Origin of the sequence: Curtobacterium sp. MCBD17_008 (assembly GCF_003234475.1) — a bacterium.
In the GTDB taxonomy this organism is placed as follows: domain Bacteria; phylum Actinomycetota; class Actinomycetes; order Actinomycetales; family Microbacteriaceae; genus Curtobacterium.
Genome location: NZ_QKTK01000020.1, coordinates 36,335 through 51,100 on the forward strand (window position 1 = coordinate 36,335; position 14,766 = coordinate 51,100).

The 14,766-nt window shown below is 73.4% G+C and carries 13 protein-coding genes; 9 read left to right on the top strand and 4 right to left on the bottom strand.

Going from position 1 to position 14,766, the window contains the following annotated elements:
• Nucleotides 1-65 precede the first annotated feature (65 nt).
• From mvk to DEI95_RS15130, 7 genes are all read left to right on the top strand, one after another.
• A complete protein-coding gene (gene mvk, locus DEI95_RS15100) occupies nucleotides 66-1,082 on the top strand; it encodes a mevalonate kinase (protein ID WP_181436397.1) in 1,017 nt (338 codons plus the stop codon).
• Nucleotides 1,082-2,080, top strand: a complete 999-nt coding sequence (gene mvaD, locus DEI95_RS15105) for a diphosphomevalonate decarboxylase (RefSeq protein ID WP_309146548.1) — start codon at nucleotides 1,082-1,084, stop codon at nucleotides 2,078-2,080. The genes mvk and mvaD overlap by 1 nt, the downstream gene beginning before the upstream one ends.
• Entirely contained in the window at nucleotides 2,077-3,156 is a 1,080-nt protein-coding gene (locus tag DEI95_RS15110) for a phosphomevalonate kinase (protein ID WP_111060759.1), read from the top strand. Before mvaD ends, DEI95_RS15110 begins: the two co-directional genes overlap by 4 nt.
• A complete protein-coding gene (locus tag DEI95_RS15115) occupies nucleotides 3,153-4,217 on the top strand; it encodes a hydroxymethylglutaryl-CoA reductase (RefSeq protein WP_110825927.1) in 1,065 nt (354 codons plus the stop codon). Before DEI95_RS15110 ends, DEI95_RS15115 begins: the two co-directional genes overlap by 4 nt.
• Nucleotides 4,214-5,386, top strand: a complete 1,173-nt coding sequence (locus DEI95_RS15120) for a hydroxymethylglutaryl-CoA synthase (RefSeq protein WP_111060760.1) — start codon at nucleotides 4,214-4,216, stop codon at nucleotides 5,384-5,386. Before DEI95_RS15115 ends, DEI95_RS15120 begins: the two co-directional genes overlap by 4 nt.
• Nucleotides 5,387-5,496: 110 nt before the next feature.
• Nucleotides 5,497-5,985 (top strand): hypothetical protein, encoded by a 489-nt coding sequence (locus DEI95_RS15125; protein WP_111060761.1) that lies wholly within the window; start codon nucleotides 5,497-5,499, stop codon nucleotides 5,983-5,985.
• On the top strand, nucleotides 5,985-6,890 hold the full coding sequence (locus DEI95_RS15130; RefSeq protein WP_111060762.1) for a hypothetical protein: 906 nt from the start codon (nucleotides 5,985-5,987) through the stop codon (nucleotides 6,888-6,890). The genes DEI95_RS15125 and DEI95_RS15130 overlap by 1 nt, the downstream gene beginning before the upstream one ends.
• A 145-nt stretch (nucleotides 6,891-7,035) precedes the next feature.
• Here DEI95_RS15130 and DEI95_RS15135 read toward each other — a convergent pair whose 3' ends face one another.
• Both DEI95_RS15135 and DEI95_RS15140 read right to left on the bottom strand, forming a co-directional pair.
• Nucleotides 7,036-7,581 (bottom strand): hypothetical protein, encoded by a 546-nt coding sequence (locus DEI95_RS15135; protein ID WP_146243694.1) that lies wholly within the window; start codon nucleotides 7,579-7,581, stop codon nucleotides 7,036-7,038.
• A 69-nt stretch (nucleotides 7,582-7,650) separates the two neighbouring features.
• Nucleotides 7,651-9,516: a sugar-binding domain-containing protein gene (locus tag DEI95_RS15140; RefSeq protein WP_111060764.1), complete on the bottom strand. Its 1,866-nt coding sequence runs from the start codon at nucleotides 9,514-9,516 to the stop codon at nucleotides 7,651-7,653.
• Between the two features lie 52 nt (nucleotides 9,517-9,568).
• Here DEI95_RS15140 and DEI95_RS15145 point away from each other — a divergent pair, with 52 nt between their 5' ends.
• The gene (locus DEI95_RS15145) at nucleotides 9,569-10,594 is read left to right on the top strand and encodes a LacI family DNA-binding transcriptional regulator (RefSeq protein ID WP_111060765.1); all 1,026 of its coding nucleotides are present in this window, start codon (nucleotides 9,569-9,571) and stop codon (nucleotides 10,592-10,594) included.
• A gap of 32 nt (nucleotides 10,595-10,626) precedes the next feature.
• Here the strand turns inward: DEI95_RS15145 and DEI95_RS15150 are convergent, their stop codons facing one another.
• On the bottom strand, nucleotides 10,627-11,415 hold the full coding sequence (locus tag DEI95_RS15150) for a TetR/AcrR family transcriptional regulator (protein WP_110891399.1): 789 nt from the start codon (nucleotides 11,413-11,415) through the stop codon (nucleotides 10,627-10,629).
• An 86-nt stretch (nucleotides 11,416-11,501) separates the two neighbouring features.
• On the opposite strand from DEI95_RS15150, the gene DEI95_RS15155 reads away from it, so the two are divergent.
• Complete coding sequence (locus tag DEI95_RS15155) at nucleotides 11,502-12,359, top strand: NAD(P)H-binding protein (RefSeq protein ID WP_111060766.1); 858 nt, start codon at nucleotides 11,502-11,504, stop codon at nucleotides 12,357-12,359.
• A 21-nt stretch (nucleotides 12,360-12,380) separates the two neighbouring features.
• On the opposite strand, the gene DEI95_RS15160 is transcribed toward DEI95_RS15155, so the two are convergent.
• A complete protein-coding gene (locus tag DEI95_RS15160) occupies nucleotides 12,381-14,765 on the bottom strand; it encodes a glycoside hydrolase family 31 protein (protein WP_111060767.1) in 2,385 nt (794 codons plus the stop codon).
• Nucleotide 14,766: the final 1 nt, after the last annotated feature.

Here is a 14,766-nt window from a genome sequence, read left to right on the forward strand (position 1 = left end):
CGTCCGCCGAGAGCGCACCGGACGGACGTCCGTCGTCGGGTCCGGTTAGGCTGGCCGGACCGACGATGACCAGCAACCACCCCGCCACCGCACCGACGACGACCACAGCGATCCCGCGAGTCGGCTCATCAGTGTCCCACGGCAAGACGATCCTGATCGGCGAGCACGCCGTGGTCTACGGCGCACCCGCGCTCGTGCTGCCGGTGACCGACGTCCGCGTGACGGCCACCGCGACGCCCCTGCCGGCGACGCACTCGTCCGGGGCGGAGCACGTGCTGGAGTCCACCGTCCACACGGGGCCGTTCGGCCTCGCGCCGGCCGCCGTGCTGCCCACGACGACCGCCGTCACCGCGACGCTCCGCCACCTCGCCGACCTCGGGTACCCGCACGCCGTGGACACCGCGTTCCACGTCCGGGTCGACAGCCAGGTGCCCACCGCCCGCGGGATGGGGTCGAGCGCCGCCGTCGCCGCGGCCGTGACCGCCGCGGTCGCCGACGCCCTCGGGGTCGTGCTCGACCGCGCCACCCACCACGACCTCATCCAGGCGTGCGAGCGCGTCGCCCACGGGCGCCCGTCCGGACTCGACGCCCGGGGGGTCGTCGCCGACGAGCCCGTCTGGTTCGAGCACGACGTCATCGAGCCGGTGCAACTCACCGGGCGCTTCGTCTTCGTCGTCGCCGACACCGGTGTCCCCGGACACACGCGCGAGGCCGTCGCGGCCGTGCGGGAACGCCACGACCGCGCCCCCGAGGTGGTCGACGCCGTCGTGCAGCGCATCGGGGACCTCGCCCGGGCAGCGCGGGGGACGCTCGTCGACGGCGACGCCCAGGCCCTCGGTGCCACCATGGACGCCGCGCACGAACTGCTCACCACCCTCGACGTGTCGAGCGGGGACATCGATCGGCTCGTCGGCGCCGCACGCAGCGCGGACGCCCTCGGCGCGAAGCTCACCGGTGGGGGACGGGGCGGATGCGTCCTGGCCCTCGCCGCCGACGACGAGCACGCCGCCCGCATCGTGACCGCACTGCGCGACGCGGGCGCCGCCGCCACCTGGACCACCTCGATCGGAGCCCGTGCCTGATGACCGCAACCGCCGTCGCGCACCCCAACATCGCGCTCGTGAAGTACTGGGGCAAGGCGGACGCCGACCTCGCGCTGCCCGCCACGGGCAGCGTCTCGATGGGCCTCGACGTCTTCCCCACCACGACCTCCGTCACGCTCGACGCCGGCCGGGAGGCGCGTGACACGTTGACCCTGAACGGTCGCGTCGTCGACGACGGTGCGCTGGTGCGGGTCGAGCGCTTCCTCGACCTCGTCCGTGACCTGTCCGGCTCGGAGGCCCGCGCCGCCGTCGTCACGGAGAACACCGTGCCCACGGGCGCCGGTCTGGCCTCGAGCGCATCGGGCTTCGCCGCCCTCGCCGTCGCCGCCGCGAGCGCGTACGGTCTCGACCTGTCGTCGCGGGACCTCTCCCGGCTCGCCCGCCGCGGTTCGGGCTCGGCCACGCGGTCGATCCCCGGCGGGGTCGCGGTCTGGCACGCGGGCGACGACGAGGGCTCCTTCGCCGAGACGATCCCCGCGCCGCCGATGGCGATGGTGGTCGTGACGATCGACGACGGCCCGAAGGAGATCGGCTCGCGCGAGGCCATGCGCCGGACGATCGCGACGTCGCCGTTCTACCCGGCCTGGGTGACCTCGACGACCGAGACCGTCCAGGACATGCTCGCCGCGTGCGCGGCCGGCGACTTCACCCGCATCGGCGAGCTGACCGAGAGCAACGCGCTCCGCATGCACGCCACCATCGAGGGCGCCTTCCCCCCGATCCGCTACCTGAACAGCCGCAGCGTCGCGGTCTTCGACGCCGTCGCCGCGCTGCGGGCCGACGGCCTCGAGGCCTACGCCACCGCCGACGCCGGCCCGAACGTCGTCGTGCTCTGCCGTCCGGAGGACCGTGCCCGCGTGGCCGCGTCCCTGGACGGGTTCGGCGCGGTCATCGAGTCCGGCACCGGACCAGCCGCTCACCTGGTCGGCTCCGAACGCCCGGGGGACCACCCCCGAGCAGAGGAGACCACCGCGTGACCGAGTTCCGAGCCCACGGCAAGCTGTTCGTGGCGGGCGAGTACGCCGTCGTCGAGCCGGGTCAGCCGTCCGTGCTGATCGCCCTCGACCGTGCGATCACCGCCCGCGTCTCCGAGGGGCACGAGGCCGGCAGCGTGCACTCCGAGGAGTACGGCAACCTCCCGCTGACGTGGACCCGTGCCGAGGACGGCCTCGCACTGGACCGCGAGCACCACCCCTACGACTACGTCATGGCGACGATCGACCTCGTCGAGAAGCTCCGCGCCGAGCTCGGGATCGCGCCGCGGTTCCACGACCTGCGCATCGAGAGCCAGCTCGACGACGCCAGCGGCCGGAAGTTCGGGCTCGGCTCGTCGGCCGCGGTGACCGTCGCGACCGTCGGCGCCCTCGACCGCTTCTACGGCCTCGGCCTGTCGCAGCGCCGACGCTTCATGGTGGCGCTGCTCGCGACAATCCGCGTGGCACCCCGCGCCTCCGGCGGCGACCTCGCGGCGAGCACCTTCGGCGGATGGCTCCGCTACAGCGCGCCCGACCGCGAGGTCCTGGCCGGTCTGCTCGACGAGCGGACGGTCTCGTCGATCCTCGACGACGACGACGCCTGGACCGGTTTCGACGTCGAGCACCTGCCCGCCCCGACCGACCTGCGGCTCCTCGTCGGCTGGACCGGGTCACCGGCGTCCACGACGAAGCTCGTCGGCGTCGTGCGTCGACACCGCGACGGTGACTACGCGGCGTTCCTCGACGCCAGCCGCGCCTGCGTCGACGACCTGACCACGGGCCTCCGGACCGGGGACGCCGAGCGCACGCTCGGCGCACTCCGGCGCGCCCGCGGCCTGCTGCAGGACCTCGGGACATCCGTCGGCTCGCAGATCGAGACGCCGCGCCTCGCGACGCTCTGCGACGTCGTCGAGGCAGCCGGTGGCGCCGCGAAGCCGTCCGGGGCCGGTGGCGGCGACTGCGGGATCGCGCTCGTCCCCGCCGACAGCGACCCCGCCGACATCCTCCGCACCTGGGAGGCACACGACATCAGGCACCTCAGCGTCGCGGTGCAACCCGAGGAAGGGACCACGCGATGACCGACCTGCAGACCCCGATCCCCACGAAGTGGGTCGGACCGATCCGCGTCAGCGGCAACGCCGTCGAGGGCGAGCACGAGGTGCCCCTCGCGACGTACGAGTCCCCGCTCTGGCCGTCCGTCGGCCGCGGCGCACGGATCTCGCGCATGGTCGAGGGCGGCATCGTCTCGACCGTCGTCGACGAGCGGATGACCCGCTCGGTGGTCGTCCGCGCCTCCAGTGCCGCCGCCGCGCACATGGCCGCCGGACGGATCCTCGCCCGCCAGGGCGACCTCGAGACCATCGTCACCGGGCAGAGCCGCTTCGCGAAGCTCATCGAGGTGCACCCGGAGATCGTCGGTGACCTGCTCTTCCTGCGGTTCGCCTTCACCACGGGCGACGCCTCCGGTCACAACATGGTCACGCAGGCCGCGGACACGCTCCTGCCGGCGATCCTGGCCTGGGAGCCCGAGCTGCGGTACGTGTCGATCTCGGGCAACTTCTGCTCGGACAAGAAGGCCACCGCGGTGAACGGCATCCGGGGCCGCGGCCGGAACACCATCGCCGAGATCGTCATCCCGGGCGAGGTCGTCGAGAAGCGCCTGCGCTCCTCCACCGAACGGATCGTCGAGCTCAACACGGCGAAGAACCTGGTCGGGTCGACGATCGCCGGGGCACTGCGCTCCGCGAACGCGCACTACGCGAACATGCTGCTCGGGTTCTACCTCGCCACCGGGCAGGACGCGGCGAACATCGTCGAGGGCTCCCAGGGCATCACGCTCGCCCAGGCCCGAGGCGACGACCTGTACTTCTCGTGCTCGCTCCCGCACCTCATCGTCGGCACGGTCGGCAACGGCAAGGGCAACGACCTGCCCGTCGTCGAGGACGCCCTCGTGCGCCTCGGCTGCCGGGAGGACCGCGAGCCCGGCGCCAACGCCCGACGCCTCGCCGCGCTCTGCGCCGCCACCGTGCTCTGCGGTGAACTCTCACTGCTCGCCGCCCAGACGAACCCGGGCGAGCTCATGGCCGCACACGTCGCCATGGAGCGACGCGGCCACCGACCGGAAGGAGCGTCGGCATGACCGCGCAACAGCCGCTCACCGTGGGCATCCACGACCTCGCGATCGCCACCGGCCACCACGTGCTCGACCTCGACGACCTCGCCGCCACCACGGGCGTCGACCCGGCGAAGTACCACGTCGGCATCGGCCAGGACGCCTTCAGCGTGCCCGCCCCCGACGAGGACATCGTCACGATGGGCGCCGCCGCCGCGAAGGAGGTCCTCGACCGTCACGGCGTGGAGGGCATCCGCACGGTGCTCTTCGCGACCGAGTCCGGCATCGACCAGTCCAAGGCCGCCGGGGTGTTCGTGCACGGGCTGCTCGGTCTGCCGACCAACGTCCGTGTCGTCGAGCTGAAGCAGGCCTGCTACGGCGGGACCGCCGCGGTGCAGATGGCCCTCGGCATCATCGCGCGGGACCCGGGTGAACGCGTGCTCGTGATCGCCGCCGACGTCGCCCGCTACGACGTCGAGACGGCCGCGGAGCCCACGCAGGGCGCCGGCGCGGTCGCGATGCTCATCGCCGCCGACCCCGACCTGGTCGAGCTCGAGCCGCAGTCCGGTCTGTTCACCGCCGACGTCGACGACTTCTGGCGCCCGAACGACCGCTCCACCGCGCTGGTGGACGGGCGGCTGTCGGTCACCGCGTACGTCGACGCCTTCATCGGGGCCTGGGACGACCTCGCCGCGCGCGGTGGCCCCGGCATCGAGGCGATCGACCGCTTCGTGCACCACCAGCCGTTCACGAAGATGGCGATCAAGGCGCACCGGAAGCTCGCACAGCACGTCGACGTCCCGTTCGAGGAGACCGAGCTCGCCGTCGGGTTCACGTACAACCGACAGACCGGCAACACGTACACGGCATCGCTCTGGATCGCCCTCGGCGCGCTGCTCGACCTGGACGACGACCTGGCCGGCGCCCGCATCGGCATGTTCAGCTACGGCTCCGGCAGCGTCGGCGAGCTCATGACCGGCGTCGTCCGGCCGGAGTACCGCGACCACCGCCGGACCGGACGCGTCGCCGAGCTGCTCGCGGCACGGGTCCCGCTGTCCGTCGAGGCGTACCGGGAGCTGCACGCCGCCGGTGCCGCGACGAGCGACGACGTCGAGCGTCCGCGCGTCACCGCGGGGCCGTTCCGCTTCGCCGGGGTCACCGGCGGTGCCCGGCACTACGAGGCGACCGGCGCCTGAGCCGGCCGGCCGCACACCGAACCGACCCCGCCCCGACCCGAGGTGAGCCACCCTCGGAGAGGGGTCGTGCCTCCCGGATCGGACCCGCACCCACGCCCTAGGCTTGCGGTGTGGACGCTGTCAGTGCCGGGGCGATCCGCGACGTCGTCGCGGTGCTCCCGAACGCGCCCCGCCTCCGTCACGTGGTCGACGCCGTCGCCGCACGGATCGGCAAGCCGATCCGTGTCGTGGACGTCGACGGCCCGAGCTGGGGCGCCCTGACCGCGCTCGTGTCCCAATCGCCCGACGCGGCGCTCGTGCTGCTGCCGCCGGGGTCGACGCCGCTCTACCGGATGCACTGCGTCCTGCACGAACTCGGCCACCTCGTGCGCGGGGACACCGGCGTGCCGGTCCCGCGGACCCAGCTCGACTTCGCCGCGTGGTCCGCCGGCGGCACCGTCTGCCACCGCTCGGTCGACGACGTCCAGCACACGCTCCCCGCACCCGCGGGTTCGTCCCTGCAGGGTGACGACGAGGAGTTCGCCGAGACCTTCGCGTACGAACTGGCCACGGTCCTCCTGTCCGGCACCGTGGGGGCCGACGAGCGGACCTACGGCTAGTGGGGGTCCTGCACGCCCTGGCGTTCTGGTGTGCCGCGGCGAGCTTCGCGATCCGCGCGCCCTCGATCGGACGGAACCCGCACGGGCGAGCGAGCTGGGCGGCCACCGGTGTGGGCGCGCTCGGGTTGCTGACGCTCGGCGCGGTCGTCCCGCAGCGGGACCTGGACGCGCTGCTCGGCGGCACGAACCTCGTGAACCTCGTGCAGAACCTCTGCGCGACGACGGCGTTCTGGTTGCTGTTCCGCGGCAGCGTGCGTGACGTCGACCGGCGTCCGGCACTGGCGCACCCGCTCGCCCTGGTGGCGATGCTCGCGTCCTTCACGGTGCCGTTCCTGTTCATCCGGGACCGCGGGGACACCGTCTTCACCTTCATCGTGGACGAGATCGACCAGACCGCGACCTGGTCGTACGCGAGCATCTACATGGCGTGCGTCGCCGCGATCACCGCCACGACGCTCGCTCGCGGGGTGCTCGGCAGCCGCGGGGCGCTCGTCGTGTTCCGGGTGGGGCTGTCCCTCGTCGCGATCGCGAGCGTCGAGGAGATCGCGTCCCTGACGGCCGACCACTTCGTGCTCGGGCCGGTGCTGCTCCGCGACGTCCTCCGGGCCGCGTTCGATCCGCCGTTCTACCTGGGGATCGTGCTCATGGTCGCCGCGATGGCGTCGATGACCGTCCGGCGATGGGCCCGGGAGGCCCGGCTCCGCGGACACCGCATCCGTCTCGCCCGCATCGCCCGCCGCCTCGACCTGCGCGCACGCCGACGGCGAGGCGGTCTCCAGGTGCGCACCTACGACCTGCTCATCGCGATCCGGGACGCCGAGGTCCAGGGGCGGGAGCTCACGCCCGCGGAGACGGCGTCCGTGCGGTCCGCGGAGCTCATGCTCGCGAAGGACCTGGCGGGGTGAGGCGGCGGGGTGGGGCGGCAGGGCCGCTGGCGTGTGACATGTCCCGCCTGGTACCATGGGTGTGCTCGTTGCGTTGAGCTCCGAGAAGTGGACCCGAGACCCATCCGGACGGTTGTGGCGCTCGGGTCTCGCGTCTTCTCGGGCGTCATCGCGCGACGGTCCGGCAGTCGACCAGGTGGGTCACCCGGCGCCTCCAGTCCCCGCCCTTCGCCCATGCCCAGGCGAGCGCATCGGGCAGGGCGAGGAGGGGCTCCTCGCGAGCGGTGGCATGCCGGTGCCGCAGCTGCGCTCCCTGCTGGTGCAAGGTGTCGATGATCTGTCGGCGATCCCGGCGCTCCAGGGTCTCGTCACGCTCCAGACACAGCCCTGAACAGCCGGATCGCGTGAGGTCGATCACCAGTGCTCGGAGGCACGCCGCTCGACGGTCGACCTCGGACCGGCCGTCCTTCGGAGCGCGGTGGATGGTCGTCGAGGACGGGATGCTCGCGATTGCGTCCAGGATCATGCGACGACGCCCGTCGCTCTCCTTCGCCATGTGGAGGCGGTGCTGCCCCGGCAGGACGAGCGACCGGACCAGGTTCCGGGCTGCTCCGACGTCCCCGGGTTCGAGGAGCGTCGCTGCGAGCAGGTAGTCGCGCGCCTTCGACTCGTCGGCGAACGCCGCTCGTCCGGTCCCGCTCGTTGCTCGCACCGCCACCCTCCTCGCGGGCGCAACACTCTACACATCACCGGAGTGGGTCGGAGGTGCACCCCGACGGGGTCACTGCCCGGTGACGGCCCGACGGATCTGCTCGACGGGGACCTTCGGTGACCGGTCGGCGTTCAGCAGCCCGTTCGCCTCCTGCATCGTGTCCGTCAGCTGCGTCCAGCACGAGCCGGCGAGGAAGGTGCTGGCGCGGACGGCGTCGTGCAGCGCGGTGATGCGCTCGACCCAGTCGTCGCCGTCGGTGGCGGTCGTGTAGCCCCAGCCCTCCTCCCGGCGCCCGCCCGACTGGTGGCGCACCCCGCCGAACTCGGTGAGCATCACCGGCTGCCCCTGGTCCACGGCCCCGCCGACGAACTGTGGGTGGCCGGACGGGGCGAGTCCTTCGAGGGCACGGGTGCGGGCTGCGTCGTCCGCGTAGGTGCGCGCCAGCACCGCACCGTCGCCCTCGTAGTCGTGGATCGTCACGATGTCGGTGTCCTGCTGCTCCCAGCCGTCGTTCCCGATCACGGGGCGGGATGGGTCGAGCGCGCGCGTCAGGTCGACGAGGGCGCGGGAGTACGCCTGCTGCGCCGGGTCGGACACGACGTGCTGGATGCCCCACGACTCGTTGAACGGGACCCAGGTGACGATGGACGGGTGCGAGGCGTCCCGTTCCACGGCCGCGGTCCACTCCGCGGTGAGACGGCGGACGGCGGTGGGGGAGAACTCGTACGCGGCCGGTGCCTCGCCCCACACCATGAGGCCGAGGCGGTCCGCCCAGTGCAGGAACCGCGGGTCCTCGATCTTCTGGTGCATCCGTGCGGCGTTGAACCCCAGGGCCTTGATGAGTTCGACCTCCTGGCGGTGGGCGAGCGGGTGCGGTGCGGCCAGGTGCGACTCCGGCCAGAACGCCTGGTCGAGCACGCTGCGCACCGGGTACGGCGCACGGTTGAGCAGGAACCGGCCGCCGCCGACGCCGACGCTCCGCATGCCGAGGTAGCTCGACACCGCGTCGAGCACGTGGCCGTCCTGGTCCACGAGGGTGAGCACGGCGTCGACCAGGCGTGGGTGCTCGGGCGACCAGGTCAGCTCGTCCTCGGCCTGGCCGTTGCGCTGCCGTGCGACCGGCACCGTCACGTCGAGGGTCGGCCGGCTCGCGGTGGCGTCCCAGTCGGTGGTCCCGAGGTCCTCGTCCCGTTCGTCGAACCGCAGGGCGACCCGCAGCCGCGATCCGGCCGGCACGCGGCCCCGGAACCGGACGGTCAACGCGGTCGCCGTGGGCCCCGCCGGCGACCACCGGAGGGAGCTGATCGCGGTGCGCGGCACGGCCTCCAGCCAGACCGGCTGCCAGATGCCGGTGGTGCGGCGGTACCAGATGGCGTGCGCGTCCTCGTGCCAGTCCTGCTTGCCGCGGGGGAGGGTGACGTCGGCAGGGTCGTCCTCGGCGCGGACGACGAGCAGGTGCTCGGTCGTCCCGTCGGCGCCGTCGGTCAGCAGCGCGGTGACGTCGAACGAGAACGGCGTGTGCCCGCCCTCGTGCTCGCCGACGAACCGGCCGTCGATCCACACCTGCGCGCGGTGGTCGACGGCGCCGAAGTGCAGCACCAGGCGGGGGCGTGCGGTGCCGTGGCCGGCTGCCTCGAGTTCGGCGCGGCCGATCGTCCGCGCGTACCAGACCACGGGGTGGAACCCCGGGTCGCCGATCCCGGACGCCGGGGACTCTGGCGGGAACGGCACCGTGATCGCGCGGGGGGCCGGGAGGCCCGTGGCCCATCCCGAGTCCGCTCCGGAGTCGTCGTCGTCGTACCGGAAGGACCAGGTGCCGCTGAGGTCCGTCCAGTCGCGGCGGAGCATCTGCGGTCGGGGGTACCGGCCGTCCTGACGACTCGCGAGGGGGAGGTCGGTGACGTCGACGGGGACCGGGGAAGCGACGGTGCTCATGGTCGAGCAATTTACAGCGCTGTAAACGCAGCGTCAACGGTACGGTGAGCGCGTGGGCCAGGTCACGCTGCAGGACGTCGCGGAGCACGCCGGCGTCTCGATGAAGACCGTGTCCAACGTGGTCCGCGGGTACCGGCACGTCAGCGACGCCATGCGGGAGCGCGTGCAGCGGTCCGTCGACGAGCTCGGGTACCGGCCGAACGTCTCCGGGCGGAGCCTCGCCACCGGACGGACGAACATGCTCGCGTTCGCCTTCCCCGACCTCCGCCGTCCGTACTTCGCCGAGCTCGCGCACGTGTTCTCCCGCGTGTGCGCCGACCGCGGGTACCAGCTCCTGCTCGAGGAGACCGCCGGAGCGCCGGGCGGCGAGCTCTCCGCCGTCCGTGGGCGTGAGGCGGGCGTCGTCGACGGCGTCGTCATCCACCCCCAGGTCCTCACACCGGCGGAGATCGACCGGGCGCGCGGAGACACCGCCGTCGTGTTCCTGGGCGAGGACGTCCGACCCCCGGGCGGCGACCTCGTGGCCATCGACAACGTCCTGGCCGCGTCCGAGGCCGTCGCGCACCTCGCCGCACTCGGGCGACGCCGCATCGGGTTCCTCGGGCACGAGGTGGGCGAGCAGTCCCGCACCTCGGCCTTCCGCATGGAGGGGTACCGCGACGGCCTGGCCGCCGCCGGCCTGCCGTTCGACCCGTCGCTGTGCGTGCCGCGCGAGGTCGGCGACGCCCGCGGGGCCGAGCAGGCCTTCGGACGCGCGCTCGACGACGGACTCTCGATCGACGGGCTGCTCTGCCGGGACGACCTCGCCGCGGTCGGCGCCCTCCGTGCGATGCGGTTGCGCGGGCTCGAGGCGCCACGCGACGTCGCCGTCGTCGGGTGGGACGCCATCGGCCTCGCCGCGAGCCTGGTGCCGAGTCTGACCTCGGTCGCGCCGGACACCGTCGCGCTCGCCGAGGCGGCACTCGACCGGTTGCAGGAGCGCATCGCCGGTCGGCCGGGCGAGGGGCGTGCCGTGACCGTCGGGCACCGGATCCTGGTCGGGGAGAGCGCGCCCTACCCGGACGGGTCCGTCGACTGACGGGAGGCCCGCCCGAGTGGACCGGGAGGTGCTCAGTCCTCGTCGTGGCCGGATCCGCCGTGCTCTCCGCGTCGGCCACGGTGGCCGGGCTCGCCCTCGTGGTCGACGACGCGGTCCAGCCACTCGGCGAGGACCGACCGTTCGGCCGGGGACAGGGCCGCGAGGTCCGGCGCGACCGACCGGAGGGTGAGCGCGGCCGTCCGGGTCGCGGACGGCCCGTCCGGCGCCGCCCCGCTCGGATCGGGCGTGCAGATCTGCGTCATGACGGCCGCGAACGCGGCGTCGGCGAGGGCGGGGTCCCGCTCGCCCTCGGGCTCCTCGAGGAGGGTGAGCACGGCGCCCGTGCCGGCCGCGTGCAGGAGCCGGACGGCGTCGCGCTCGCGGACCGCGAGCCTCCCGGCCGCTGCGACGCGGCGAAGACGGTCCTCGAGCAGGCGGAGCCCCGCGGCGACGGCCGGTGACCCGTTGCCCCGTCGCGGGTCGCTCATGATGACGAAGAGGTCGGGGTTGTCGAGCCCGAAGCCGATCGTCAGGTCCCAACCCGTGCGGAGGTCGGCGACGGGGTCGACCTCGTGCTCGGCGGCTGCGTGGACGGCATCGGCCTTCGTCCGACTGAACTCGGTCATCGCGTGTTCCGCGACGGCGTCGAGCAGCCCGTCCTTGTCGCCGAACAGGCGGTAGATCGTCGGCGGTTGCACGTGCGCGCGGTCCGACACCGCCCGGGTCGTGACACCGGCCGCTCCGTCCCGGCGCAGGAGTTCCGCGGCGGCGGTCACGATCCGGTCGCGGACGTCGGCGCGGGGCGCGGGGGCATCGGGCATGGATCAACGATAACGACTCCTTGCTACCGCTGTGTTTCCGGTGGTACGTTCATCGTGTTACCACCGATAGCACGAAGGAGACAACGATGATCACCGTCACCGGAGCGACCGGCGCCCTGAACGGCGCGACGACCGACCACCTGCTCGAGCGGCTGCCTGCATCGGAGGTCACCGTCGTCACCCGTGACCCGGCCCGAGCCGCACGGTTCGCCGAGCAGGGCGTCACCGTCCGGCAGGGCGACTACGACGACCCCGACGGACTGCGGTCCGCCTTCGCCGGTGCCGACCAGCTCCTGCTCGTCTCGTCGAACGACCCTGCCGGCGACACGATCGGCCAGCACCGCAACGCGGTCGACGCCGCGGTGGCAGCCGGGGTCGGACGGGTCCTCTACACGAGCCACCAGGGAGCCGGTGCCGGCTCGCCGTTCCTGCCGGCCCAGCACCACGCCGCGACCGAGGACATGCTCGCCGCGTCCGGGCTGCCGTGGACCTCGCTGCGGAACGGCTTCTACGCGCACAGCATCCAGTGGATGACCGGACCGTGGCAGGCCACGGGTGTCGTGTCGGTACCGGCCGACGGGCCGGTGTCCTGGACCGCCCGCGAGGACGCCGCCGAGGCCGCCGCGCAGATCCTCCTCGCGGCGGAACCCCTCGACGGCCCGCTGACGCTCACGGCGAGCGAGGCACCGACGTTCGAGGACCTGGCGCGCACCGCCGCAGCGGTGTCCGGTGCCCCGGTGCGCTTCGAGGTCGTGGACGAGGACGAGTGGGTCGCCCGCGCGGTCGCCGGCGGACAGGACGAGCGCATGGTGCGCTTCCTGCTCGGCATGTACCAGGCGGCGGCGCAGGGGCGGTTCGCGGGCACGGACCCGCTGCTCCGCGACCTGCTCGGGCGCGAGCCGGTGACCGCGCGGGACGTGCTCGCGCGGATGGTGGCGGCCTGACGGACCGCGGCGAGCCCGTCGTCAGCGCCCGTCCGGCTGCACGCTCCCCAGCAGCTCGACCAGGGCGCTCCGCAGGGAGTCCGGCAGCCCGACCGTCTCGAGCTCGACGATCCGGTCGGCCCGCGGCACGTCGCGGTCCACGACCTCCCACGCGGTGAGCTTCTCCGGGTTCCCGGCCTGGGCGCCCTCGAGCAGCTCCCGCGCGGCGTCCCGTGCGTCGACGCCGACCGACGGGAGACCGGCCAACGTGAGGACCGCGCCCTCGTCGGTGGGGACGTCGAGGTCGACCGAGAACCGGTCGGGCCGGACGACCGCGGCCTCCTGCCCGGCGGCGGGCGACCCGAGGAACGTGACGCGCCACCGTCGACGGACCGGGACGACGTCGACGTCCCCGACCGCCGCGTCGACGCGGAACGAGGCGGTGTCCCGGTCCCACGTGAGCGTCGTCCGGCAGGCACCGGTGCCGTCGGCGACGGAGGGTCCCGCGGATCCGCCGGTGTCCTCCTGCCCGGACGTGTCCTCGCGGTCCTCGACGAGCGTGAAGCTGCCGGAGGCCCCGGGCGCGACGAGCACCTCGAGCGCGGCCGGGTTCACCGTCGCGTCGACCTCCTCCGGTGCGGCGAGCGGCAGGATCCCGCCGGCCCGCAGCAGCACGGGGATCGTGTCGAGCGTCCGGTGCAGGTCGACGAAGCGGTCCCCGGCGTAGGTGGTGCCCGTGAACACGTCCGTCCAGGTCCCGGCCGGCAACCAGGCGCGGGCGCGCCCACGCAGGGTCACCGGGTCACGCGGTTCGACGATCGGCGCGACGACCAGCTCGGTGCCGAAGGCGTACTCGTTCGGGACGCGGTACGCCTCGTCCCGGTGCGGCTCGAGGTGGTACATCGGCCGGACGAGCGGGGTGCCGGCCGCGGCGAGGTGGTTCATGGTGTGCAGGTACGGCACGAGACGGTGGCGGAAGCGCAGGGCGTCGCCCATCGCCGCCCGCGGTTCGGCGGGGAAGACCCACGGCTCCTTGCGGATGAAGGGGTTGTTCGCCGAGTGCAGGCGCATGATCGGCGAGAACACGCCGAACTGCACCCACCGCGTCGCGAGTTCGTCGTCCCGGACCCCGCGGGTGTGCCCGCCGATGTCGTGACTCCACCACGGGTAGCCGATGTTCGCGGCGGTGGCGGTGAACTCCGGCTGGAACGCCAGGGACGCCCACGAGACGACGGCGTCCCCGGAGAACCCGACGGCGTAGCGGTGGCTGCCCGGTCCGGCGTAGCGGGAGAACGTCATGCCGGCGCCGCCGTCACGGGCCGAGTCGAGCAGGTGGAAGTGGTTGAGCACCCAGAGCGGGTCGACCCCCGGGACGGAGGACGTCCGGCCCTGCTGCCAGTCGATCCACCAGAAGTCGACGCCCTGCTCCTCGAGGGGACGGTGCAGCACCTCGAAGTACGCGCGGAGGAAGTCCGGATCGGTGGGGTCGAACGGGATCGCCTGCTCGGTGTCCGGGTCGACCCCCATCGCCGTGGCCATCGCGGGGTAGGCGTCCTCGAACGCCCGGACGCCGTCCGCGGGGTGCAGGTTGAGCGTCGTGCGCATCCCGCGCCGGTGCAGCTCGGCCAGGAACGCTGGCGGGTCGGGGAAGAGCGAGGGCTCCCACGAGTAGCCGGTCCAGCCGTTGCCGAACCGGGACGGCACGGAGTCCACCCGGTGCCAGTCCATGTCGATCACGGCGACGGAGAACGGCAGGCGCTCCTCGTCGAACCGGTCGAGGAGGGCCAGGTACGACGCGTCCGAGTACGGGTGGTAGCGGCTCCACCAGTTGCCGAGCGCCCACCGGGGCATCAGGGTCGGCGGCCCGGACACCGCGTGGAACGCCCGGAGCGCCGCGGCGTAGTCGCGCCCGTACGCGAAGACGCTGACGTCCCGCCGGCCGGGGACCCGGCTGCCGACCCAGCCGTCGTCCTCGAACAGGAACGACTCGCTGTCGTCCAGCATGACGATGCCGTCGCGCGCCAGGACGCCGGACTCGAGCGGCATCCGCCCGTCCACGTCGTCGAGGGTGCGTCCGGTGCCACCCAGGTCACGGGCCTCCTGGCCGTAGCGCCAGCGGTTCGCGTCGGGTCCGGAGGTCTCGACGACCAGGCCGGCCGACGAGAACGGCCGCCCGTCGTACCGCAGGGTCGCACGGTCGGTCGTCACCTCGACACCCGCGCCGCGGCGCAGCACCGTGTACTCGGGTACCTCGAGCCGCCGACGCACGGCGAACGTCGAGGCACGGTCCTCGAAGCCGCCGTCCTCGCTCCACTCGACCCGGAACAGGCCGTCCTGCAGGACCGTGACCCGCCAGTGGTCGCCGTGCACGACGGCCTCGGCGGAGGCGACGGGGTCGGATCCGGGGAAGGGGCGGATGGTGGGCAGG